Annotated in this window: 22 protein-coding genes; 5 read left to right on the forward strand and 17 right to left on the reverse strand. The window is 70.9% G+C overall.

Going from position 1 to position 23,761, the window contains the following annotated elements; genetic code table 11:
* The first annotated feature begins 47 nt into the window (after positions 1–47).
* Both disA and HJC40_RS07980 read left to right on the forward strand, forming a co-directional pair.
* A complete protein-coding gene (gene disA, locus HJC40_RS07975; RefSeq protein ID WP_249999714.1) occupies positions 48–1,238 on the forward strand; it encodes a DNA integrity scanning diadenylate cyclase DisA in 1,191 nt (396 codons plus the stop codon).
* 91 nt (positions 1,239–1,329) lie between these two features.
* Entirely contained in the window at positions 1,330–1,947 is a 618-nt protein-coding gene (locus HJC40_RS07980) for a DUF6518 family protein (protein WP_249999716.1), read from the forward strand.
* Between the two features lie 871 nt (positions 1,948–2,818).
* On the opposite strand, the gene HJC40_RS07985 is transcribed toward HJC40_RS07980, so the two are convergent.
* The 5 genes from HJC40_RS07985 to HJC40_RS08000 all read right to left on the reverse strand — a co-directional run bounded on the left by HJC40_RS07985 (position 2,819) and on the right by HJC40_RS08000 (position 5,238).
* Positions 2,819–3,196: a 2'-5' RNA ligase family protein gene (locus HJC40_RS07985; RefSeq protein WP_308200865.1), complete on the reverse strand. Its 378-nt coding sequence runs from the start codon at positions 3,194–3,196 to the stop codon at positions 2,819–2,821.
* Positions 3,127–3,336, reverse strand: coding sequence for a hypothetical protein (locus HJC40_RS46070; RefSeq protein ID WP_308200867.1), 210 nt, complete (start codon positions 3,334–3,336; stop codon positions 3,127–3,129). Before HJC40_RS46070 ends, HJC40_RS07985 begins: the two co-directional genes overlap by 70 nt.
* Positions 3,337–4,119: an adhesin gene (locus HJC40_RS07990; protein ID WP_249999719.1), complete on the reverse strand. Its 783-nt coding sequence runs from the start codon at positions 4,117–4,119 to the stop codon at positions 3,337–3,339.
* 82 nt (positions 4,120–4,201) lie between these two features.
* Positions 4,202–4,738, reverse strand: a complete 537-nt coding sequence (def, locus tag HJC40_RS07995) for a peptide deformylase (RefSeq protein WP_249999721.1) — start codon at positions 4,736–4,738, stop codon at positions 4,202–4,204.
* The gene (locus HJC40_RS08000; protein WP_249999723.1) at positions 4,735–5,238 is read right to left on the reverse strand and encodes an ACT domain-containing protein; all 504 of its coding nucleotides are present in this window, start codon (positions 5,236–5,238) and stop codon (positions 4,735–4,737) included. Before HJC40_RS08000 ends, def begins: the two co-directional genes overlap by 4 nt.
* Positions 5,239–5,259: 21 nt before the next feature.
* Between HJC40_RS08000 and HJC40_RS08005 the strand changes: the two genes are divergently transcribed.
* Positions 5,260–6,156, forward strand: coding sequence for an A/G-specific adenine glycosylase (locus HJC40_RS08005; RefSeq protein ID WP_249999726.1), 897 nt, complete (start codon positions 5,260–5,262; stop codon positions 6,154–6,156).
* 66 nt (positions 6,157–6,222) lie between these two features.
* Here the strand turns inward: HJC40_RS08005 and HJC40_RS08010 are convergent, their stop codons facing one another.
* From HJC40_RS08010 to HJC40_RS08055, 10 genes are all read right to left on the reverse strand, one after another.
* The gene (locus HJC40_RS08010; RefSeq protein WP_249999728.1) at positions 6,223–8,745 is read right to left on the reverse strand and encodes an ATP-dependent Clp protease ATP-binding subunit; all 2,523 of its coding nucleotides are present in this window, start codon (positions 8,743–8,745) and stop codon (positions 6,223–6,225) included.
* A gap of 473 nt (positions 8,746–9,218) precedes the next feature.
* Positions 9,219–9,575: an Lsr2 family protein gene (locus HJC40_RS08015; protein ID WP_249999730.1), complete on the reverse strand. Its 357-nt coding sequence runs from the start codon at positions 9,573–9,575 to the stop codon at positions 9,219–9,221.
* Between the two features lie 163 nt (positions 9,576–9,738).
* Entirely contained in the window at positions 9,739–11,244 is a 1,506-nt protein-coding gene (lysS, locus tag HJC40_RS08020) for a lysine--tRNA ligase (RefSeq protein ID WP_249999732.1), read from the reverse strand.
* Positions 11,245–11,316: 72 nt separating this feature from the next.
* Positions 11,317–12,075, reverse strand: a complete 759-nt coding sequence (locus tag HJC40_RS08025) for a type III pantothenate kinase (RefSeq protein ID WP_250000728.1) — start codon at positions 12,073–12,075, stop codon at positions 11,317–11,319.
* A gap of 62 nt (positions 12,076–12,137) precedes the next feature.
* Entirely contained in the window at positions 12,138–12,989 is an 852-nt protein-coding gene (gene nadC, locus HJC40_RS08030) for a carboxylating nicotinate-nucleotide diphosphorylase (RefSeq protein ID WP_249999734.1), read from the reverse strand.
* A 14-nt stretch (positions 12,990–13,003) separates the two neighbouring features.
* Positions 13,004–14,653, reverse strand: a complete 1,650-nt coding sequence (locus HJC40_RS08035) for an L-aspartate oxidase (RefSeq protein WP_249999736.1) — start codon at positions 14,651–14,653, stop codon at positions 13,004–13,006.
* A gap of 62 nt (positions 14,654–14,715) precedes the next feature.
* Positions 14,716–15,633 (reverse strand): septum formation family protein, encoded by a 918-nt coding sequence (locus HJC40_RS08040; RefSeq protein ID WP_249999738.1) that lies wholly within the window; start codon positions 15,631–15,633, stop codon positions 14,716–14,718.
* 165 nt (positions 15,634–15,798) lie between these two features.
* Positions 15,799–16,227: an aspartate 1-decarboxylase gene (gene panD, locus HJC40_RS08045; RefSeq protein ID WP_249999741.1), complete on the reverse strand. Its 429-nt coding sequence runs from the start codon at positions 16,225–16,227 to the stop codon at positions 15,799–15,801.
* Positions 16,227–17,069 carry a pantoate--beta-alanine ligase gene (gene panC / locus HJC40_RS08050; protein ID WP_249999743.1) on the reverse strand — a complete coding sequence of 281 codons (843 nt, stop codon included), beginning with the start codon at positions 17,067–17,069 and terminating at the stop codon, positions 16,227–16,229. Before panC ends, panD begins: the two co-directional genes overlap by 1 nt.
* A complete protein-coding gene (locus HJC40_RS08055) occupies positions 17,066–17,932 on the reverse strand; it encodes a Rossmann-like and DUF2520 domain-containing protein (protein ID WP_249999745.1) in 867 nt (288 codons plus the stop codon). Before HJC40_RS08055 ends, panC begins: the two co-directional genes overlap by 4 nt.
* A 416-nt stretch (positions 17,933–18,348) precedes the next feature.
* On the opposite strand from HJC40_RS08055, the gene HJC40_RS08060 reads away from it, so the two are divergent.
* Together HJC40_RS08060 and HJC40_RS08065 are read left to right on the forward strand one after the other, a co-directional pair.
* Positions 18,349–19,314, forward strand: a complete 966-nt coding sequence (locus HJC40_RS08060) for an SAM-dependent methyltransferase (protein ID WP_308200868.1) — start codon at positions 18,349–18,351, stop codon at positions 19,312–19,314.
* A complete protein-coding gene (locus HJC40_RS08065) occupies positions 19,314–20,456 on the forward strand; it encodes an NADH-quinone oxidoreductase subunit D (RefSeq protein ID WP_249999750.1) in 1,143 nt (380 codons plus the stop codon). The genes HJC40_RS08060 and HJC40_RS08065 overlap by 1 nt, the downstream gene beginning before the upstream one ends.
* A gap of 185 nt (positions 20,457–20,641) precedes the next feature.
* Here HJC40_RS08065 and HJC40_RS08070 read toward each other — a convergent pair whose 3' ends face one another.
* Positions 20,642–22,516, reverse strand: coding sequence for a hypothetical protein (locus HJC40_RS08070; protein ID WP_249999752.1), 1,875 nt, complete (start codon positions 22,514–22,516; stop codon positions 20,642–20,644).
* A 116-nt stretch (positions 22,517–22,632) separates the two neighbouring features.
* The gene (locus HJC40_RS08075) at positions 22,633–23,631 is read right to left on the reverse strand and encodes a glycine betaine ABC transporter substrate-binding protein (RefSeq protein ID WP_249999754.1); all 999 of its coding nucleotides are present in this window, start codon (positions 23,629–23,631) and stop codon (positions 22,633–22,635) included.
* Positions 23,632–23,761 lie beyond the last annotated feature (130 nt).

Raw genomic sequence — 23,761 nt, forward strand, 5'->3', positions numbered from 1 at the left:
TCGAACCACGACTCGTTGCACTGGATGACAGTCCGTAGAATGTCCAGGTGCCGCTCGACCGCGATGGTTCCAAGCCCGCCGCCGCCAACCCGACGCCGCGACCCGGTATCAACGGTTCGGCGCATCGTCCGGCTGCCACCACAGCAGGTCCCGGTCTCACGGGCGGCGGGGTGACGGCCGATCCGCTGCGCGCCAACCTGGCGCTCATGGCCCCCGGCACTGCCTTGCGTGACGGCCTCGAACGCATTCTCCGCGGGCGCACGGGCGCTCTGATCGTGCTCGGTCACGACGCCGTGGTCGAGAGCATCTGCACGGGCGGCTTCCCGCTCGACGTCGAGTTCTCGGCGACCCGGCTGCGTGAGCTGTGCAAGATGGACGGCGCGGTCGTCCTCTCCAGCGACGGCACCCGCATCGTGCGGGCCGCGGTCCACCTGATGCCCGACCCGGCCATCCCGTCGGAGGAGTCGGGCACCCGTCACCGCACGGCCGAGCGGGTGGCCAAGCAGTCCGGCTTCCCGGTCATCTCGGTGAGCCAGTCGATGCACATCATCGGCCTCTACGTGAACGGTCAGCGGCACGTCCTCGACGACTCCGCGGCCATCCTGTCCCGGGCCAACCAGGCGCTGGCCACCCTCGAGCGCTACAAGCTGCGCCTCGACGAGGTGTCCGGCACCCTGTCGGCGCTGGAGATCGAAGACCTGGTCACCGTGCGTGACGCGGTCGCGGTCGTCCAGCGTCTCGAGATGGTGCGCCGCATCGCCGACGAGATCTCGGGCTACGTCGTCGAGCTGGGCACCGACGGCCGGCTGCTGGCCCTGCAGCTCGACGAGCTGATGGCCGGCGTCGACTCCGACCGCACCCTGGTCATCCGCGACTACCTGCCCACCGGTCGCAAGGCCCGCACGCTCGACGAAGCGCTGGTCGAGCTCGACCTGCTCACCGCCACCGAGATGATCGACCTGGTGGCCGTGGCCAAGGCGATCGGCTACCCCGGGGCCAGCGACTCGCTCGACGCCGCGGTGTCGCCGCGGGGCTTCCGCCTGCTGGCCAAGGTGCCGCGCCTGCCCACCCAGATCGTCGACCGCCTGGTCGACCACTTCGGCAGCCTCCAGCGCCTGCTGGGCGCCACGGTCGAAGACCTGCAGGCGGTGGACGGCGTGGGTGACGCGCGGGCCCGGGGCGTACGGGAAGGTTTGTCGCGTCTGGCCGAGGCGTCGATCCTCGAGCGCTACGTCTGAGGGCCGCTCTTCCTTTCGGTTGATCACAAAGGGGTGCGGTCCGCCCGGAGTTCGATGTGCGCCGGATCAGGCGTTCCTAAGATCGATCTTCATGGGAAACAACCGGAACGTGGTCGGGGTGGCGCTCGTCGCCGGCGTGCTGCTGGGGGTCCTCGACTTCGTCTGGATCAAGTACGTGCCGTCGCCATTCGGCAGCCTGGGCAACTCGCTGGCCGTCTGGGCGGTGGTGGCGTTCCTGCTGACGTTGCGCTTCCGGTGGTCGCTGCCCGTGAGCATCGCCGGCGCGGTCCTCGCCCTGGTGGTGGCCGTTCCCAGCTACTACCTCGCGGCCGTGCTGATCCAGAACGACAGCGTGTCCACCCTGTACAACACCACCGCGATCGCCTGGATGGGTCTCGGCGTGGTGGCCGGCGTCGTCTTCGGAACCGCCGGCGCGATGGCCCGCACGCCCGGACGCCTCCAGACCGCGGCCATGGCGGTGCCGGGTGCGGTTCTCTTCGCCGAAGCGCTGATCCAGGCCCGGCGGATCGGCGACCCGTCCTATTCCACCGGTGAGCTGGTCGGGTTCGCAGCCGTCCTGGCCGCCCTGGGCCTGGCGATCACCCTGCTGGTCGGACGTTCGTGGCCGCAGCGAGGCCTCGCCCTGCTGATCGCCCTCCCGCTGACCGCGATCGGCTACGCCCTGCTGTCGGTGACCGGCTTCCGCTGACCGACCGTAACGGCAATCGAACGCTGAGAGCCGCCGTCCGGGGAAAGGCAAGCTGCAGGCCTCGGGACACAGCCTCACGCAACCTTCCGAGCACAGCCTCACGCAACCGTCCGGCCACGGCTCCACGCGACCTCTGACCAGAGCTTCACGCAACCGTCCGGCCACAGCTCCGCGCGACCTCTGACCAGAGCTTCACGCAACCGTCCGCGCAGAGGCCCGCAGCAGCCTTCCAAGCCGACAGGCAACCGTTCGAGGTGGCCGGGACCGGATCGAAGATGCCACGGTCGGGCCGCGACGTGGCCGACCAGTGTCAGAGTTGCCCAGCCATAACAGGCCGACACCCAGATCCTTTGGGCTTGAATCTGCCGCCTGGATCGCACCCTTGAGCGGACCTTGGCCAAGCGCTACGGGGCCACCCGCCGAAGAGCGGACCATAGCCACCTTCCCCGCCGCATGATCGGAAGTGCACCACAGTTGCCAGCCTTGGGCCCGCACGCTCGGGAGCCGGTAACAACCGCCTGCCCGAGGGCCCTGCGCGGAGGGCAGACCACAGCCACCCTGCCCAGGGCCGCACGCTTGGAAGCAGGACTCGCGAAGGGCAGGCAGCATCGGGCCAGAGAACGTCGCGACTAGTCGTGCGAACAGCCGCCAGCCCCAGGGCCCACACGGAAGCAGACCAGCCACCCTGCCCAAGGCCGCACACCTCGAAAGCAACAACAGCCGTCAGCCCCACGGCCCGAAAGGGAAGCAGACCGAAGCCGCCCGGTCCCGCCCGTGGCGCGACCTGCGCGATCACGGACCGGCGCCCACAGGGCCGCACGGTTCGGAGCTGGCGACAGCCGCCCGCCGGCGAGAGCTGTCCGCGGGGCGGTCAGGAGGGCAGGGGCTCGGCTATGCCGTTCGCGTGGTCGGTCACCGAGGCGCCGACGACCGTTGCCCGTACGGGAAGCATCTCGAGACAGCGGCGGATCGCGTGGGCCATCTGCGGGTTGGGCACGCGCATCGAGATCGTGCAGTGCGGGACCCAGCGGCCCGGCCGGTAGAGATCCCATCCCTGGACCCCGGCGGCGTCCAGGCGGTCGTGCACCTCGCGATGGTGGTCCAGCAGCGCGGCGGTGGGTGTGACGCCCAGCCACAGCACGCGACCCACGAACTGGCCGACGTAGTCCAGGTCGAGGGTCAGACCACGGCCCACCGGCAGACCGGCCAGGGCGTCCAGGACGGCCGTCGGCGGCAGGGTCCGGGCCACGGCCAGCGACAGTGCGGGCGGTGCTTCTCGTTGAGCAGGGAGGCCAGCGTCGGGATGCCCTCGGCCTCCAGCGACCGCCACAGCGTTCGTACCCGGCGGGTGGCGTCCACGTCCAGATACAGCTCGAGTGCGGCGACCACTCAGGACGTGATGGTCAGCGTGACCGGCTTGCTCACCAGGGTGCCGAGGCGGGCCCGCAGCTCGAACTGGCCGGGCGGCGGGTTGGGGCCGGCCGGTGAGCCGCCGGTGCAGGTGCTCGACTGGCGGCCGTTCCAGGTCACCTTGTACGTGAGCTCCTGCCCGGGCGGAAGCTGCCGCACGTCGCCGCCCTTGGCGGTGCTGCACGTGTCCGAGGACCAGAACTTCTGAGCGCCCTGGTCGAGGTAGAGCTCCTGCGGATCGGGACCGACGTCACGGGCGCAGGCCCGCTGGCCGATGTTCTTGATCTTGAGCTCTATCTGGACCGGCGCGCCGCGCTTGAGGTTCGTGCCGGCCGGGATCGGGGTCACAGCCAGCTCGCCGTCGGCGCAGGAGCCGTCGGCCGGCACGTTGACGTTGTTGTTCTGTCCGGCCGCGGTGGCGCCGCCGGTGGCGCCTCCGGTCGCGCCGCCGGTGGGCGGCAACGTCGGCTGCGGCGGGGTGTCGCCGCCGGACGGCTGCGCCTGCAGGTCGCCGGGCGCGGGAAGCGAGGGACCGTCGTTGCCGGGCACCCCGTCGACGAAGGCCGGCCCGGACGACGCCGGCTGAGAGCTGGGCAGCTGTGTCGATGCCGAGGTCGGGCTCTGGCCCCTTTTCGGGTCGTCCTTGTCGTCACCGGTGCAGGAAACGAACAGCACGATGATGCCGAGCAGCACTGCGCCCAGCACGATCGCACGACGCCGCCAATAGACAGCGGGTGGAAGGGAACCAACCGTCGCTCGCATGATGGGCAACACCGTAAACCCGCGCGCCCGCGAGGAGCGACGCGACGCGCCGGAGCATATGCGACAACGGCTCGGATAAGTTCTAGAGGTAGACCTTGCGCTGGTAGATCGCGTGCGCCCCGGCGACGCGATCGAGGAACAACTTTCCGTCGCAGTGATCGATCTCGTGTTGCAGCGCCCGGGCCTCGAAGGCGTCGGTGGTCATCTCGATCGTTTCTCCGCTGCCGGGGAGCATCGCCGAGACCACGACGCGCCCGGCCCGCTTGACGTCGCCGGTCAGGTCGGGCACCGACATGCAGCCCTCGCGCCCGGCCTTCCAGCGGCTGGCCTCGATGACCTTGGCGTTGCAGAGGACGAACGTGCCGTGGGTGGTGGCCGCCTTGGGGTGGCCGGTCACGTCGACGGCGAAGATCTGGGCGCCCACGCCGACCTGGGGCGCGGCCAGGCCGACGCAGCCGGGCGCGACGCGCATGGTGGCGACCAGGTCGGCGGCGAGCTGGACGATCGCCGGATCGGCCGGGTCGACCTCGTCGCCGATCGTGCTGAGCACCGTCGCCGGGGCGGTGACGACCGGGCGGACCGTGCCTTCCGGACCGTCCCAGGTCACGGACGCGGTCACAGGATCTCCGACTCGGCGCGCCGCAGGGTCACCTCGACGCCCAGCTCGGCCGCGGCGACGGCGAGTTGCTCGGCCAGTTCGTCGGCCGAGCCGGTGGGCAGGTCGACCTCGGCCAGGAGGACGTAGAGCGACCCGGCCAGCCGGGTGCTCAGGTCGGTGATGTTGCCGCCGGCGCCGGCGACGACCCGGGTCACGGCCGCGACGATGCCGAGCCGGTCGGCCCCGTGCACGCTCACCACGTACGGCTCGCCGCCGGTCTTCACCTCGTCCTCGGGCTCGACCGAGCGCACCGAGGTGACCAGCCCGGTCAGCGACGTCAGGGCCGCCGACGCCTCCTCGGCGGTCGGCCCGGTGCAGACCAGGGTCATCGTGAAGTGGCCGCGCAGGCGGGTCATGGTGGAGTCGGTGAGGTTGGCGCCGACCCCGGCCAGCGCCTCGGCCACGTCGGCGACGATGCCGGTCCGGTCGGGACCGATGACGGTGATGGCGAGCTCATGCACCTGCCTACAGTAAGACCTGCCATGACTTTCGCAGATGACGCCATCACGTGGTTCGACAAGAATGCCCGCGACCTGCCCTGGCGGCAGCCCGGCACCACCGCCTGGGGGGTGCTGGTGAGCGAGGTGATGCTCCAGCAGACCCCGGTCGTGCGCGTGGAGCCCGCCTGGCGGGCCTGGATGACCCGCTGGCCCACCCCCGCCGACCTGGCCGCCGACCCGCCGTCCGAGGCGATCCGCATGTGGGGCCGGCTCGGCTACCCGCGGCGGGCGATGCGGCTGCACGCGTGCGCGGTGGCCATGGTCGAGCGGCACGACGGCCGGGTCCCGTCCGATCTCGAGCAGCTGCTCGCGCTGCCGGGCGTGGGGACCTACACCGGCCGGGCCGTGGCCACCTTCGCGTACGGGCAGCGCCACCCGGTGGTCGACACGAACGTGCGCCGTGTCGTGTCGCGGGCTGTCGAGGGCAAGCCGGATGCGGGCCCGACCACGACCGCCGCCGATCTGATCGCGACGGCCGAGCTGCTGCCCGAGGAGCCGGCCCGGGCCGCGCGGGCCAGCATCGCGTTCATGGAGCTGGGCGCCCTGGTCTGTGTCGCCCGCTCCCCGCGCTGCCACGAGTGCCCGTTCGAGCAGGTGTGCGCGTGGCGGCGCAACGGCTCGCCGGCGCTCGAGGGACCCAGTCGCAAACCGCAGCGGTACGCGGGGACCGACCGCCAGGTGCGCGGGCTGCTGCTCGAGGTGCTGCGCCACGCGACCGGCCCGGTGCCGCGTCAGCGCCTCGACCTGGTGTGGAACGACGACGTCCAGCGGGCCCGGGCGCTGGCCGGCCTGGTCGAGGACGGGCTCGTCGAGCCGCTCGACCCGGACGTCTTCGTGCTCGCCGGGGACGCCCCGCGGGTGTCCCCGCAGTCCCTGTAGCGGCGGCTGACACACGCGAAACGGCCCGGCTGCGAACGCAGCCGGGCCGTTGTCGTCTAGCCGTGCCTACTCCTCGGTGGTCGCAGCCCCGAGGTCGGCCGGCACCGCGTCGGGAACCGAGACTCCCCGGTCGGCGCCGCGGAAGACCAGCTTGGACTTCTCGATGTTCTCGGGGTCGCCCTCGCAGTCCACCACCACGATCTGGCCGGGGCGCAGCTCGTTGAAGAGGATCTGCTCGGACAGCGTGTCCTCGAGATCGCGCTGGATCGTGCGACGCAGCGGCCGCGCGCCCAGCACCGGGTCGAAGCCCTTCTTGGCCAGGTACTTCTTCGCGTTGTCGGTCAGCTCGAGGCCCATGTCCTTGTTGCGGAGCTGGCCCTCGATACGCGAGGTGAAGATGTCGACGATCTGGAGGATCTCTTCCTGGCGGAGCTGGTGGAAGACGATCGTGTCGTCGATGCGGTTGAGGAACTCCGGGCGGAAGTGCTGCTTCAGCTCGTCGTTGACCTTGACCTTCATCCGGTCGTAGTTGCTCTCGACGTCCTCCGAAGCCTGGAAGCCCAGGGAGACCGCCTTGGCGACGTCACGCGTGCCGAGGTTGGTGGTCAGGATGATGACCGTGTTCTTGAAGTCCACGATGCGGCCCTGACCGTCGGTCAGGCGGCCGTCCTCGAGGATCTGCAGGAGCGTGTTGAAGACGTCCGGGTGAGCCTTTTCGATCTCGTCGAAGAGGACCACGGAGAACGGCTTGCGACGCACCTTCTCGGTCAGCTGGCCACCCTCGTCGTAACCGACGTAGCCGGGAGGGGCACCGACGAGACGGGACACCGTGTAGCGGTCGTGGAACTCGGACATGTCGAGCTGGATCAGCGCGTCCTCGGAGCCGAAGAGGAACTCGGCGAGCGCCTTGGACAGCTCGGTCTTACCGACACCCGACGGGCCGGCGAAGATGAACGAGCCGGACGGGCGCTTCGGGTCCTTCAGACCGGCGCGGGTACGCCGGATCGCCCTGGAGACAGCCTTGACCGCGTCCTCCTGGCCGATGACCCGCTTGTGCAGCTCATCCTCCATGCGGAGCAGCCGGGAGGTCTCCTCCTCGGTCAGCTTGTAGACCGGGATGCCGGTCCAGTTGCCCAGGACCTCGGCGATCTGCTCGTCGTCGACCTCGGACACGACGTCCAGGTCGCCGGCCTTCCACTCCTTCTCCCGCTGCGCCTTCTGGCCCAGCAGCTGCTTCTCCTTGTCGCGCAGCTGCGCGGCCCGCTCGAAGTCCTGCGCGTCGATCGCGGACTCCTTGTCGCGGCGCACCTGAGCGATGCGCTCGTCGAAGTCACGCAGGTCCGGCGGCGCGGTCATCCGGCGGATGCGCATCCGGGCGCCGGCCTCGTCGATCAGGTCGATCGCCTTGTCCGGCAGGAAGCGGTCGGAGATGTAGCGGTCGGCCAGCGTCGCGGCAGCCACCAGGGCGGCGTCCGTGATGCTGATCCGGTGGTGGGCCTCGTAACGGTCGCGCAGGCCCTTGAGGATCTCGATGGTGTGCGCCAGCGACGGCTCGCCGACCTGGATGGGCTGGAAGCGGCGCTCGAGAGCGGCGTCCTTCTCCAGGTGCTTGCGGTACTCGTCGAGGGTGGTGGCGCCGATGGTCTGCAGCTCGCCGCGGGCCAGCATCGGCTTGAGGATGCTCGCCGCGTCGATCGCGCCCTCGGCGGCACCCGCACCCACCAGGGTGTGGATCTCGTCGATGAACAGGATGATGTCGCCCCGGGTGCGGATCTCCTTGAGCACCTTCTTCAGGCGCTCCTCGAAGTCACCGCGGTAGCGGGAACCGGCGACCAGCGCACCGAGGTCGAGCGTGTAGAGCTGCTTGTCCTTGAGCGTCTCGGGCACCTCGCCCTTGACGATCGACTGGGACAGGCCCTCGACGACGGCGGTCTTGCCGACGCCCGGCTCACCGATCAGAACCGGGTTGTTCTTGGTGCGGCGGGACAGCACCTGCATGACCCGCTCGATTTCCTTCTCACGCCCGATGACCGGGTCGAGCTTGCCCTCGCGGGCCGCCTGGGTCAGGTTGCGCCCGAACTGGTCGAGGACCAGGGACGTCGACGGCGCAGCCTCGCCCGCCGCCGCGCCGGCCGCGGCCGGCTCCTTGCCCTGGTAGCCCGAGAGCAGCTGGATGACCTGCTGGCGGACTCGGTTGAGGTCGGCGCCGAGCTTCACGAGGACCTGGGCGGCGACGCCCTCACCCTCGCGGATCAGGCCGAGCAGGATGTGCTCGGTGCCGATGTAGTTGTGGCCGAGCTGGAGCGCCTCACGCAGTGACAGCTCCAGCACCTTCTTGGCCCTCGGCGTGAACGGGATGTGCCCGCTCGGCGCCTGCTGGCCTTGACCGATGATCTCTTCGACCTGTTGCCGGACGCCCTCCAACGAGATGCCCAAGCTCTCGAGAGCCTTGGCGGCGACACCTTCGCCCTCGTGGATCAGGCCGAGCAGGATGTGCTCGGTCCCGATGTAGTTGTGGTTGAGCATCCGGGCCTCTTCTTGGGCCAGGACGACAACCCGTCGCGCTCGGTCGGTGAACCGCTCGAACATGCCCTCGTGCTCCTCACGTGCCGTGCGCCAATGCTGAGCTCGTCTCAACAGCTGGCGGGGCCAGCGCACGGGCATCGGTGATACCCGTACTGACAACTCTATCGCCGCCGGGTGGCCTTGCTGGGTCCTCGCGGCCCCTTGAAACCTTCCGCAACGTTGATTAAGCCAACTTCGCACGCTCAACCGCTGTTCCCCCAGCGGAACGGCTACGCGGACAGCGAAATCGCGAAACCGGAATCCACAGGCTGTGGACAACATCGTCCCCACCTGTGGATAACCCTACGTCGGCCGACCGGAGAACGACCGAAAAAACTGCGGGTCCGCGCGGCCGGCACGCACCCGCCAAGAACAACAAGAGGACGCGTCGGCCGCAGCGACTGTGCGTGCACAGTCGTCACGGCCGGCGCGTCCTCGCACCGGCGGCGCTCACGCGCCGGCCTGCTGCTCTCGTCCGGGTGGGCGTCAGCCGGGGATCAGCTGCGGCCCGGTCCCTTGGCGTGGAACTCGTCGACGATCTCCTGCGGGATGCGGCCCCGGTCGGAGATGTCCTTTCCGGCCTTCTTGGCCCATTCCCGGATCGCCTTGTTCTGCTCCCGGTCGGCGGTGGCGCCGCCGCGGCCGCGAGCGGCCCGGCCACCGACCACCACACCGCCACGGGCCGCCTTGGTGCCGGCCTCCACGTACGGCTCGAACAGCTCCCGCAATTTGGCAGCGTTCTTCTCCGACAGGTCGATCTCGTACTGAATGCCGTCGAGCGCGAACTTCACCGTCTCGTCGGCGTCGCCCCCGTCGATGTCATCGACCAGCTTGTGAATGATCTGCTTCGCCACGCGCCGCTATCCTCCCGAACACAGGTTCTCCCCAATGCAACGCACAGACAATAACGCCAGGGCGGCATCGTCCGTCAATGGCGGTCGGAACATTTCCGGTGAAGGCGAGTTCCGACCACTTGTCGCGGCGCCGGGGTGCCCGGGAGGCAAACTCCGCGGGACGTTACTCGGGACGTACGAGCGGGAAGAGGATCGTTTCCCGAATGCCCAGCCCGGTGAGCGCCATCAGTAGACGGTCGATTCCCATTCCCATACCACCGGTCGGCGGCATTCCGTACTCCATGGCCCGCAGGAAATCCTCGTCGAGCTGCATCGCCTCGGCGTCGCCGCCGGCCGCCAGCAGCGACTGGGCCAGGAGCCGCTCGCGCTGCACCACCGGGTCGACGAGCTCGGAGTAGGCGGTGGCCAGCTCGAAGCCCGACACGTAGAGGTCCCACTTCTCGGTCAGACCTGGGGTTTCGCGGTGGGCCCGGGTCAGCGGCGCGGTCTCCTCCGGATAGTCCCGGACAAAGGTCGGGGCCTGCAGGGTGTGCTGCACGAGGTGCTCGAACAACTCCTCGACGAGCTTGCCCGGCCCCCACTTCGGGTCGACGGAAAGGTCGTGCTTTTCGGCATAACGCAGCAGTTGCGCGATATCGGTGGACGGGGTGACTTCCTCCCCGAGCGCCTCGGACAGCGAGCCATAGAGAGTGATCGATGACCACTCGCCACTCAGATCCAACTCGGTGCCGTCATAGTGCGTCACGATGTGTGATCCGGCGACCGCGAAGGCGGCCTCCTGAATCCACTCGCGCACCTGCTGCTGCATGACGTTGTAGTCCGCGTACGCCTGGTAGGCCTCGAGCATCGCGAACTCCGGCGAGTGCGTCGAGTCCATACCCTCATTGCGGAAGTTGCGGTTGATCTCGAAGACGCGATCGATGCCGCCGACGACCGCCCTCTTCAGAAACAGTTCCGGCGCGATCCGCAGATAGAGATCGGTGTCGAGAGCGTTGCTGTGCGTCACAAAGGGCCGGGCCGTGGCGCCGCCGTGCAGCAACTGCAACATTGGCGTTTCGACCTCGAGGAAATTGCGGCGGAACAGCGACTCACGAAGGCTGCGCACAACCGTGGCCCGGGCCCGAACGGTGTCCCGCGCCTGCGGCCGGACGATCAGATCGACGTACCGCTGACGAACTCGGGTCTCCTCGGAGAGCGGCTTGTGGGCCACCGGAAGCGGCCGCAGCGACTTGGCGCTCATGGCCCAGGAGTCGGCAAGAACCGACAACTCGCCCCGGCGACTGGTGATCACCTCACCGGTGACCGAGACCAGGTCACCCAGGTCGACGACCTGCTTCCAATCGGCCAGGCGCTCCTCGCCGACCTTGGCCAGCGACAACATCGCCTGCAACTCGGTGCCGTCGCCGTCGCGCAGGGTGGCGAAGCACAGCTTGCCGCCGTTGCGCACGAAGATGACCCGGCCGGTGATCGACACCTGGTCGCCCGAGGCGGAGTCGATGGGCAGATCGGCGTACTGCTCCCGCACCTGCTTGAGCGTCGCCGTCCGGGGAACAGTCACCGGGTAGGGGGACACCCCTTCGGCGAGCATCCGGTCCCGCTTCGACCGGCGGACCCGCATCTGCTCGGGAAGGTCCTCGGCGGGGTCTGGTGCGGCATTCTGCTCGGTCACGGCACGACTCTCTGTACGGCTGGTGATGGGCCCTGAAAGCCTACTCAGGGCCCCCTCGCCACGGAAAACTGATTACACGTTGCGTTCGTAGACCATCCGCAGCCCGATCAGCGTGATCATCGGCTCGTGAGCGGTGATGGTCTTGCACTCGTCCTTGACCAGCCAGGCCAGGCCACCGGTGGCGATGACCGCCCGGACCGGGCCGATCTCGTCGATCATGCGGCTGACGATGCCGTCGACCTGGCCGGCGAAGCCGAAATACATGCCCGACTGCAGGCACTCGACGGTGTTCTTGCCGATGACCGAGCGCGGCTTGGCCGGCTCCACCTTGCGAAGCTGGGCGGCCCGCGCGGCCAGGGCGTCGAAGGAGATCTCGATGCCCGGGGCGAAGGCGCCGCCCAGGAACTCGCCCTTCTCGCTGATGACGTCGAAATTCGTGGTCGTGCCGAAATCGACGACGATGCTCGGGCCGCCGTAGAGGGCGTGGGCGGCGAGCGTGTTGACGACCCGGTCGGCGCCCACCTCCTTGGGATTGTCGATCGCCAGCTGGACGCCGGTCTTGACGCCGGGCTCGACGACCACGTTGGGCAGATCGCCGTAGTAGCGGGCGAGCATGGTGCGCAGACTCCTCAGCGCCGCCGGCACGGTGGAGCAGGCGGCGACGCCGGTGACCTCGACCGCGTCACCGGCCAGGAGGCCGCGGAACATCAGGCCCAGCTCGTCGGCGGTGGAACGGGCATCGGTCTTGATGCGCCAGTTGTGGACGAGTTTGTCGCCGTCGAAGGTCGCCAGCACGGTGTTGGTGTTGCCGATGTCGATGCAGAGGAGCACGGAATCCTCCAAGGATTTCTTTCTATCGTTCCAGGAAGATCCTGGGAGCTCCGCGCCCGGTGCTATCGGGGGCGCAGATCCATCGCGATGTCGAGGATCGGGGACGAGTGGGTCAGGCCGCCGACCGACAGGTAGTCGACGCCGGTGGCCGCGTACTCGGCCGCCGTTTCCAGGCGCAGGTTGCCGGTGGCCTCGAGTTCGGCGCGGTCGCCGACCTCGGTGACGACCGCACGGAGCTGGTCGGGGGTCATGTTGTCGCAGAGCAGGAAGCCGGCGCCGGCCTCCACGGCCTCACGGGCCTCGGCCACCGTGGTCACCTCGACCTGCACCGGCACGTCGGGGAACTTCTCGCGGACCAGGCGGTAGGCGGCGGTGATGCTGCCCGCGGCCAGCTTGTGGTTGTCCTTGATCATGGCGACGTCGTACAGGCCCATGCGCTTGTTGGTGCCGCCACCCACGCGGACGGCGTATTTCTCCAGGTAGCGCAGGCCGGGCGTGGTCTTGCGGGTGTCCAGGACAGTGGCCTTGGTGCCGGCCAGGGCCTCGGCCCAGCGGCGGGTGTGGGTGGCCACTCCGGACAGGCGGCTGAGCAGGTTGAGCGCCGTGCGCTCGGCCGTCAGCAACGCGCGGGTCGGGCCGGTGATCACTGCCAGCACGTCGCCCCGGACGACCGCGGCGCCCTCGGCCACGCGCTGGTCGAAGACGTCGGCGCCGCCCGAGGTGTCGTTGAAGACGACCGCGGCCACCGGGAGCCCGGCCACGACTCCGTCGGCCCGGGCCACCAGCTCGGCGGTGTCGACCTGGTCGGCCGGGATCGTGGCCTCACTGGTCACGTCGCGCGGCGGCGACCCGAGATCCTCGGCCAGCGCGGTGCGCACGATCAATTCCACTTCGGCGACGTCCAGCTCGTTCATCGATCCCCCTGTGGTCAGGTCATCTCTTCGAAGGACTGGTCAAGACGGGCGCGGCGGTCGAGGGTGTGCAGGAGGTGCCCCCGCCACTCGTCCTCGGCGCCGGGGAAGTCCTCACGCCAGTGACAGCCGCGTGTCTCGCGGCGGGTGCGCGCCGCCGCGACCAGCACCGTCGCGACAGTGAGCAGGTTGGTCGCCTCCCACGCGGCGTTGCGGGGGACGTCGCGCTGCTCGGCCAGGCGGGTCAGCTCCTTGGCGGTGGCCGACAGCGAGTCGGCCGAGCGCAGCACGCCGGCGCCGCGGGTCATCGTGCGCTGCAACTCGGCCCGGACGGCCGGGGCCACGACCCAGCCCGGGCCGGCGTCGGCCGCCGGATGAGCCGGCTCGGCCTGCGGGGGAAGGTCGCGGGCGATGTCGTCGGCGATGCGCCTCGCGAAGACCAGGCCCTCGAGCAGCGAGTTGCTGGCCAGGCGGTTGGCCCCGTGCACACCCGTGCAGGCGACCTCACCGCAGGCGTAGAGCCCCGGGATGCTCGTGCGGCCGCGCAGGTCGGTGCGGACGCCGCCGGACGCGTAGTGGGCGGCCGGCGCGACCGGGATCAGCTCGGTCGCGGGATCGACGCCGGCCGCTCGGGTGGACGCCACGATGGTCGGGAAGCGCTGCTCGAGGAACTCACGGCCGAGATGGCGGGCGTCCAGGTAGACGTGGTCGGCGCCGGTCGCGCGCAGCACCCGGTGGATGCCCTTGGCGACCACGTCGCGCGGGGCCAGCTCGGCCAGCTCGTGCTGCCCGACCATGAACCGGGCGCCGGTCTCGTCGACCAGGTGGGCGCCCTCGCCGCGCAGCGCCTCGGAGATCAGCGGCCGCTGCACCGAGGTGACGCTCGCGGTGACGAACGACGTGGGGTGGAACTGCACGAACTCCACATCGGTGACCACGGCGCCGGCCCGCAGCGCCAGGGCGACGCCGTCACCGGTCGACACCGACGGGTTGGTAGTGGAGGAGTAGATCTGGCCCAGGCCGCCGGTGGCCAGCACGACCGCGCGGGCCAGGATGGCGCCCACGCCGTCCTCCGAGCCCTCGCCGAGCACGTGCAGGGTGAGGCCGCAGGCCCGGCCGTCGGCCGTGCGCAGCAGATCGAGCACCAGGGCGTGCTCGACCAGGCGGATCCACGGGTCGCGGCGGACCGCCTCGTGCAGGGCGCGCTGCACCTCGGCGCCGGTCGCGTCGCCGCCCGCGTGCACGATGCGGTCGGCCCGGTGGCCGCCCTCGCGGGTGAGCATGAGCGAGCCGTCGGCGTTGCGGTCGAAGGACGCCCCGAGCCGGATCAGCTCACGGACCCGGGCCGGGCCCTCCTCGACCAGCACACGCACCGCCGCCGGGTCGCACAGGCCGACGCCGGCGATCTCGGTGTCGTTGGCGTGCGCGGCCGGGGTGTCGAGCGGGTCGAGCACCGCGGCGATGCCGCCCTGGGCCCACCGGGTCGAGCCGTCGTCGATATTGACCTTGGTGACGACGGTGACGTGCAGGCCCTGCTCGCGCAGGTGCAGCGCGGCGGTCAGCCCGGCCACGCCGGAGCCCACGACCAGCACGTCGGTGGTCTCGCTCCAGCCGGGGTCGGCCGCGGCGAGCCGACGAGGCAGCTCCGGAAGGTCGGCGACAAACATGAGCTCAGTACACTCCGCCGGTACGACACTTCGGCGCCGGGGTCGGGCATTCGTGGTCACCGTTACTTGTACTGCACGGGCAGGCTCTTGACGCCCTTGCCCTTGAGCGTCGACGTGAGTTCCACGCCGTCGAGCCACATGTAACAGCGCACGCCCCGGTCGCCCTGCGCCCAGACGTCGGCGCCGCCGGGCAGCGAGACCACGCCCGTACGGAATTGCAGGTCTTCGTCCTTGGGCACGCCGACATAATCGGCGATCAGGTTGCGGCAGCCGTCGTGGAACTTCGCCCAGGTGGCGTCGTCGTCGGGGTAGTCGAGATCCTTGGCGTACCAGACCCCGACGAACTCGCCGTTGTGCTTGGCGCCGCAGCCCACCGCGGGCATGGTCGCGATCGCGCCGTTGCCGTCGAGCTGGATCGCGTAGCAGGTGAGCAGCACGTCGGAGGTGCCGTCGGCGAGCGCGTCACGCAGACTGCCCGCGCGCTGCACGAGGCCGCCGTCGTCCTCGACCGAGTTGAGCTCGATCACCTCGCAGCGGTACCAGCGGGCGCCGCCGCTCCAGGCCGCCTCGGTGGGCCGGGTGACGCCGATCCACAGGCGGGCGGTGCGCCACGGCCCGCCCACGAAGGTGGTCGTCTTCTGGTCGCAGATCGAGTACACGGCCTTGGCGCCGGCCGAGCCGTCGGCCGGTGGCACATCGGCGTCGGCGGCCGGCGATTCGTACGTACCGACGTGCACGGTCTCGGTCCGGTGCTTGGCCGAGCAGTCGACCTCTTCGTAGGTGCCGCGCGGGCCCACCGGGTTGAAGTTGGCGTTGTGGCAGGCGCCGTTGTTGGGTTCGAAGCCGGTCGCCGGGGCCATCGCGCCCCAGCCGTCGGTCAGGTCGCCGTCGACGCCGCCCGGCTTGCCGCAACCCGCGACGAGCAGCACAGAGCTCAGGACGGCGGTGATCCCCAACCGGAGGCCGAGCCGGTGTCGCATGAACCCACGCCTCTCCCACGCGCCGCCGATGTCCGATTTCCTATCATATGGTGAGGAAAGCGGGATCGGCGGAGATTGGCGTTTGTGGGTCGGGCGGCTTCGGCCGGGTCAGGCGGCTTCGGCCGGGTCGGGCGGCTTCGGCCGGGTCAGGCGGCTTCGGCCGGGTCAGGCGGCGGACAGTGTGCGGTCGCCCCGGACCAGGCCGCCGGGCATGCCGTCGGCCGCCGCGGCCGGGTCGGCGCCCAGCTCGATGATCTTGTTGTCGGCGTTCACGTGCACGATCCGCGGCTCGTACGCCCGCGCCTCGGCGTCGTCCATCTGGCCGTACGAGATGAGGATGACCAGGTCGCCGGGGTGCACGAGGTGGGCGGCGGCACCGTTGATGCCGATCACGCCGCTGCCGCGCTCGCCCGGGATCACGTACGTCTCCAGCCGGGCGCCGTTGGTCACGTCGACGATCGCGACCTGCTCGCCGGGCAGCAGATCGGCCGCCTCGAGCAGGTCCAGATCGATCGTCACCGACCCGACGTAGTGCAGGTCGGCCTGCGTGACGGTCGCCCGGTGGATCTTCGACTTGAGCATGGTGCGGAACATCAGGCGGCCTTTTCCAAAGTCAGCGGAACGTTGTCGATCAGTCGGGTGGAGCCGACGCGGGCGGCGACCAGCAGGCGGGCCGGTCCCTCGGCCGGCGGAGCGCCCAGGTCGGTCCCGGTCAGCGCCAGGTAGTCGACCCGCACGCCCGGCTCGTCGGCGAGGATCTTGTGGGCGGCGGCGAGCGCGGCATCGGCGTCGGTGTGCTCGGCGCCCTCACGCAACGCCTGCGAGAGGGCGAGAGCCGACCGACGCTGGTCGGGCGACAGGTAGCGGTTGCGGCTCGACATGGCCAGACCGTCCGGTTCGCGTACGGTCGGCACGCCCACGATCTCGACGCCGAGCTCGAGGTCGTGCGCCATCCGGCGGATCAGGGCGAGCTGCTGGAAGTCCTTCTCGCCGAAGTAGGCCACGTCGGCGCCGGTCAGCATGAGCAGTTTCTGCACCACGGTGAGCATCCCGGCGAAATGGCCGGGCCGGCTCGCGCCCTCGAGGATCTCGCCCAGCGCTCCGGCGTTCATGGTGATCGACGGCGCGCCGCCCGGGTAGACCTCGTCCCGGCTGGGCGCGAAGACCAGGTCGACGCCCTCGGCCCGGCACGCCTCGACGTCGGCCGCCAGCGTGCGCGGGTACTTGTCGAAGTCCTCGTTCGGCCCGAACTGCAGCGGGTTGACGAAGATCGTGACGATCACGAAGCCGGCCCGGGCGCGAGCCTCCCGCATGAGCTGCCGGTGGCCCTGGTGCAGGGCGCCCATGGTCATCACGACGGCCGTCGTGGCCTCGTCCCCGGCGGCCTCCCGGGTGGCCGCGGCCAGCTCGGCGCGGGTGTGGATCACGTACGTCATGAGGGGCTCCCCACCGCGGCGCGGGACAGGACGTCGAGCAGCAGGGCCGCGTCCTGCGGGCGCAGGCGGCCGGAGGCGATGGCCCGGTCGGCCGTCCGGCGGGCCAGGGCCAGGTACGCGGGCAGGGCCTCGGCCGGGAGGCGGTCGAGATGCTTGCCGACGGTGCCGGCGTCGCCCCGCGAGACCGGGCCGGTCAGCGCCGCGTCCCCGAGCCGCAGCGCGTTGTCGAGCGCGGCGTGCAGCAGGGGTGACAGGATCCGCGACGGCTCGGCGATGCCCGCGGCGCCGAGCAGGTCGGAGGCCTCGTTGACCAGCGTGACCAGGTGATTGGCGCCGTGGGCGAGAGCCGCGTGATAGAGCGGGCGGGCGTCCTCGGCGACCCACTCGGGGATGCCGCCCAGGTCGGCCACGAGCCGGGCGGCGAAGACCCGGTCGGCTGTCGTGATCCCCCAGGCGATGCCGGGCAGGCGTTCCAGGTCGACGGCGGTTCCGGTGAAGGTCATCGCCGGATGCAGGGCCAGGCCGGGCCGGTCACCCAGGACGGCGAGCCCGTGAGCTCCCGAGGTGTGCGCCACGATCTGGCCCGGGCGCAGCGCGCCGGTGGTGGCCAGGCCGGAGACGACGCCGGCCAGAGCGTCATCCGGAACGGCGAGCAGGAGAAGGTCGCCGGCCGCGCGGGCGACCTCGTCGGCGGGCAGGATCGCGGCGCCGGGCAGCAGGCGCGCGGCCCGGTCGCGGGAGGCCGCGGAAACGGCGGCGGCGGCGACCACACGGTGGCCCGCGGCGTTCAGGGCAGCGCCCAGAACGGCGCCCACCCGGCCCGCTCCGACAACACCGACGGTCAGGGACGACGATGCGCTCATATCAAGATCCAGTCCTCAAGACGGGTACCGGTCGAGCGCAAGTATGCGCCGCCGAAACATGCCCGTGACAAGACCATGTGAACAACCCCATCACCGCTCAACTCGGACGCGGGCCGGTCGCGCCATCCCGAGCCGCTTCACCCCGCCCCAGGCCATCCCGAGCCGCTTCACCCCGCCCCAGGCCATCCCGAGCCCCCTCCCCCCAGGCCATCCCGAGCCCCCTCCCCCCAGGCCATCCCGAGCCCCCTCCCCCCAGGCCATCCCGAGCCCCCTCCCTCCCGGGGCAGGGGCGACATTACTTTTTCGTGCCGGGTCTGGAGTCGAGTTGTCCACAGGCCGATCGGGAGCGTTCGCGGCCGGAGCGGCGTCGTCCACAGGGTCGGTTCGGAGCGTTCGGAGCGCCTAGGGTTGCCGTTGTGAAAGCGGGATGGCGTGCTGCGATGCAGACCGGGCTCTATGGGCCGGGCGGCTTCTTCGTGCGTGCTGACGGAGGGCCTGCCGACCATTTCCGGACGAGTGTGCACGCCTCCCCGCTGTTCGCCGGGGCGTTGCTGCGGCTGATCGAGCGGGTGGATGCCGCTCTGGGCCGCCCTCCGGCATTCGACCTGGTCGACGTGGGCGCGGGGCGGGGCGAGTTGCTCAGTGCGCTGCGGCCCCTGCTGCCGGAGCGGGTGCGGCTCACCGCTGTCGAGGTCGCGCCCCGGCCGGCGCAGCTCCCGGGTGGCATCGCGTGGCGCCGGGAGGTGCCGGACGACATCGTCGGGTTGCTCATCGCTACCGAATGGCTGGACAACGTGCCGCTCGACATCGCCGACTTGGACGACGCGGGGCGGCTGCGCAAGGTGCTGGTCGATCCGGCGACCGGGGCCGAGTCGCTGGGCGGGCTCGCCGACCCGGCCGAGGAGTTCTGGGCGCGGCGATGGTGGCCGCAGGCCGGGCGGGTCGAGATCGGGTGGCCGCGCGACGCTGCCTGGGCCGACGCGGTGGGGCAGGTGCGGCGCGGGTGTGCGCTGGCGATCGACTACGGGCATCGGCGCGACGAACGGCCGGTGCTGGGCACGCTGGCCGGGTTCCGGGGTGGGCGGCAGGTGGCGCCGGTTCCGGACGGGTCCTGTGACGTCACCGCACACGTGGCGATCGACGCGGTGGCGGCTGCAGCCGGCACCCCGTACTCGCTGATCCGCCAGCGTCAGGCGCTGAAAGCGCTCGGGGTCGTCGGCGCCCGGCCGCCGATCGCCTTGGCCCGCACTGACCCGGCGGGATATGTGCGGGCGCTGGCCGCGGCCGGCGCCGAGGCCGAGCTGATCGAGCCGGCCGGGCTCGGCGGCCACTGGTGGCTGCTGCACAGCATCGGGCTGGGCGAGCATGGGAGCATCCTCTGATGGACGCGCTGCGTGAGATGACAGTCGGGACGGGCGCCGGGCTCGAGACCGCCGACATGGTGCTCAACATCGGCCCGCAGCACCCCTCGACCCACGGCGTGCTGCGACTCAAGCTCACGCTCGACGGCGAGCAGGTGGTCACCTGCGAGCCGATCATCGGCTACATGCACCGCGGCGCCGAAAAGCTGTTCGAGGTGCGCGACTACCGGCAGATCCTCATGCTGGCCAACCGGCACGACTGGCTGTCCGCGTTCTCCAACGAGCTGGGCGTCGCCCTCGCCGTCGAACGGTTGATGGGCATCGAGGTGCCCGAGCGCGCGACCTGGCTGCGGATGGCGCTCGCCGAGCTCAACCGGGTGCTCAACCACCTGATGTTCCTGGGCTCCTACCCGCTCGAGATCGGCGCGATCACGCCGATGTTCTACGCGTTCCGCGAGCGCGAGACCCTGCAGGCCGTGATGGAGGAGGTCTCCGGCGGTCGCATCCACTACATGTTCAACCGGGTCGGCGGGCTCAAGGAAGAGGTGCCGGCCGGCTGGACGGGACGGGCCCGTGAGGCGATCCGTGTGGTCCGCGAGCGGCTGCCCGATCTCGACAATCTGATCCGGCGCAACGACATCTTCCTGGCCCGCACGGTCGGGGTCGGGGTGCTCACGGCTGAGCAGGCGGCGGCCTTCGGAGCTTCCGGTCCGGTGGCGCGGGCCAGCGGACTCGACTTCGATCTGCGGCGCGACGAGCCCTACCTGGCGTACGACGAATTGGACGTGCCCGTGGTGACGCGGAGCGCCGGGGACTGCCACTCCCGCTTCGAGGTGCTGCTCGACCAGACGTACGCGTCGCTGGACCTGGCCGAGCAATGTCTGGACCGCGTCGATCGGATCGCCGGGCCGGTCAACGTGCGGCTGCCCAAGGTGGTCAAGGCGCCGGAGGGGCACACGTACGCCTGGACGGAGAACCCGCTGGGCATCAACGGCTACTACCTGGTGTCGCGGGGTGAGAAGACGCCGTGGCGCATGAAGTTGCGAACCGCGTCCTTCGCCAACGTGCAGGCGTTGTCGACGCTCATCCCGGGCTGCCTGGTGCCCGACCTGATCGCCATTCTCGGGTCGATGTTCTTCGTGGTCGGCGACGTCGACAAGTGACGCCGGGCCCGCTCGGCTGGACTGGGCGAGGCGGGACCGGGCGGGGCGGTGCGGGAACGGCCGGGGCGGGACCGCGCGGGGCGGGACCGCGCGGGGCGGGACCGCGCGGGGCGGGACCGCGCGGGGCGGGACCGCGCGGGGTTGTCTGGTCTGGGCGTGGCGGGGGCACGGTCCTCGGACGAGCCTCAGCGGCGGCGGCCGGTCTCGTCGGAGGAGTAGCCGCCGTATGAGGCGAAGTCGCTGAGCGAGCCGACGTTGGTGTCGTTGGCCGACGGGCGGTGGCGGCGGGCCCGGTAGGCGGGATCGCCGGTCGTGGTGCCGGGCTCGTCCGCGGCGTCGTAGTCGCCGTCGGACCCGTAGCCGTCACCTTCCCCGTAGGCGTAGCCGGCCTCGTCGGAGCTGTATTCGCTCTGGTCGGAGCCGTATCGCGGTGCGCCGTAGCCGTTGTACGCGTCGGAGTCGAAGTCGTCGTTCGAGCTGCCGTAGGTGGTCGCGGCGCCGTAGGTGTTTCCGCCGGGCGGTGTGCCGTAGACCCCGGGCGCCGGGGCGGTGTAGCCGTCATCTTCCGGCTGAGCGACGTAGCCCTCACCGGGCTGAGTGCCGTAGAGGTCGCCCGGCGCCGGGGCGGCGTAACTGTCGCCGGGCGCCTGGGCGGCATAGCTGTCACCGGGTTCCGGGGCGCCGTAACCGTGTCCGAGGGCTTGGGAGGCATAGCTGTCACCGGATGCAGGGGCGCCGTAACCGCCGCCCAATGCTTGGGCGGCATAGCTGTCACTGGGCGCTGGGACGGCGTACCCGTCGGCGGACGGCTGGGCGGTGTAGCCGTTGGCGGACGGTTGGGCGGCGTAGCCACTGGCGGCGCCGAAATCGTCGGCGAGGGACTCCGGCTGGCCTCCGAACGGGCCGCCCGGACGGACGGCGGCCGAGGCACGTGGCGGACCCTGCGGTGGCGGAGGCGGCACGGAAGCCGCGCCGCGTTGCCGGGGAATCTGTTGCGGTGACGATGGCGGCACCACGGCCGCGGCGGCTGCGACAGGTCGGTCTCCGGTGGAGGCGTCGGGCTCGCGCCCAACCGGTCCGAGAGGCCCTGCGGGTCCACCCGGCCCCATCGGGCTACCGGATCCGACCGGGCCACTGGATCCGATCGGGCCGCTCGATCCGACCGGGCCAGATCCCATGGGCCCGGCGGATCCGATTGGGCCGGCGGGCCTGGCGGGGCGGGCATTGGTGGTCATGCCCGGTCCGGTGCGAGCCGGCGGGCGCACGGCGGCCGAGGCCACCGGAACCCCGGCCCGGCCACCGGCGGGGACGGGCGGACGGGCCGACCCGGTCGGGGGCGGCCCGGCCGGCTGCATCGCATGCGGGCCGGCCGATTGCGGCCCGGCGGCGTGCGGTCCGGCGGCGTGCGGTCCGGCGGCATGCGGTCCGGCGGCATGCGGTCCGGCGGCATGCGGTCCACCGGCATGCGGTCCACCGGCATGCGGTCCGGCTGCCTGCGGAACGTGGGAGACGGCGGTCTGCGACATGTGCGGGGGTGCGGATTGCAGCACGTGGGGGCCGGCGGACTGCAGCACGCGGGGGGCGGCGGGCTGGGGTGGGTAGTCGTCGGCCGGGGCGGGGAAGTCGGGCTGGTCCGCGAACTGCGGGGAGCCGTAGGTGGTGGGGAACGGGTCGTCGTCCGGGTACATCGACGGGGCGTCGGCGAAGAAGCCCGACTCCTCCGCGGGGAGCGGGGGCGGGGCGGCGGCGCGTTGCGGGGCCGGGCCGCGGGCCACGCCGCCGTGGCCGAACTCGGCCCGCAGCTCGCGGCGCAGCGTGACGATCTGGTCGGCCACGGCTTCCTCGGCGGCCAGGCGGCCCAGCTCGGGGTCGGTGCGGACCAGCGCCGAGGCGCCGACCAGCACGACGGCGACGGCCAGGAGCAGCACCGCGAACCGCACGGTGTTGGAACTCTGGCCGAGCAGCACGACAGCCGCGGCCACCGGGGCGATCAGAACACCCGCCCAATTGAGGCCGCGAAGCAGGCGCGCGTTACCCGTTACGGGGTCCTGATCCGGCATGGGCGCCGATATTACCCAGACTCCCCGATCGAGCAACTGTTCGATCACCGGGCTTCAGATGGCCTGAAGCCCGGCGAATCTGGACTTATCGGGTCACGCGGTGGCGCGTGAGATGACTAGCTGCTGGCCAGAGCGGGGTCGGAGCTGAACACCAGACCGACGCTCACGGTGCCGGTCTTGAGGGCGGTCAGGGTGAGGGGTCCGCCCGCGTCCAGGCTGCTGAACTTGCCGGCCTTGAAGTCGTAGGTGTCGATCAGGCCCTGCTGACATTTCGGACGCTGCGGGCACTCGGCCGGGCCACCGAGGACGGTGGCGGCGCCGGAGCATTTCGCGGCCAGGTCGGAGAGAGTTTTCACACCGTTCTTGTCGGCGAACGCGGTGGTCACCGCGAAAGCGTTCTGGTCCTGAGCTGCGGAGGGCTTGCCGAAGACCAGGCCTCGCTTCTCACCTAGCGCGGTGAGGTTGGTGACGGTGGTCTGCAGGTCGGAGGAGGACGGGTCCTTGGCGTTCTTGCCCTCGACCTTGCCGGCGAGGAACGTGGCGAGGGTCGCCGCGTACTCGGGGACGATGTCGAGATCGCCCTTCACCAGCGCCGGCTCGTAGAGCTCCCGGTTGCCGATCGTCTGCACCTTGACCGTGTAGCCGGCCGCGGTGGCGGCCACGCCGTAGAGCTCGGCCAGGGTGGCGCTCTCGGGGAAGTCGGCGGCGCCGATGGTGAGCTGACCGCCCGGGCCCTTGGTGATGCCGGCCGTCAGATTGTTCGCACTTGCGAACTCTTGGGCCGCAGCCTTGGACGACTTCCGGTCGACGGCGACCGCCTTGTTGAGCGCGATCAGCTTGGTGGTGTCGAGCGCCGCCGACGCCTTGTCGAGCGCGGCGATGAGCTCGGGGGACGACGCGTTCTTGTTGACGGCGGGAATGACGTTGTCGGTGTTCTGCAGCTTCTTGTCGTCCTCGAGTACGACGAGGGCGTCGCCGGCCGCGGGAGCGCAGCCCGCGCCGCCGGCCGCGGACGGCGGGGCCTCGGTGCCGGAGGAGCCGGCGCCGCCGCACCCGGCGAGGGAGACGACGGCCGCCGTCGCAGTGGCGGCCATCAGGATGAGCTGTCGACGCATGGTGCCGCCTTCTGTGTCCCGGCTCGATCAAGGCGATCGCGCCGCGTGTCCGACGGGCTGGAGAAGTGCGTTGCCCGTTTGCCTGCTCTGCCACTTCTACTCGCCGGGTGGGACAACTTCCAGCGATCGG

This window comes from Actinoplanes sp. M2I2 (assembly GCF_023544445.1).
In the GTDB taxonomy this organism is placed as follows: Bacteria; Actinomycetota; Actinomycetes; order Mycobacteriales; family Micromonosporaceae; genus Actinoplanes.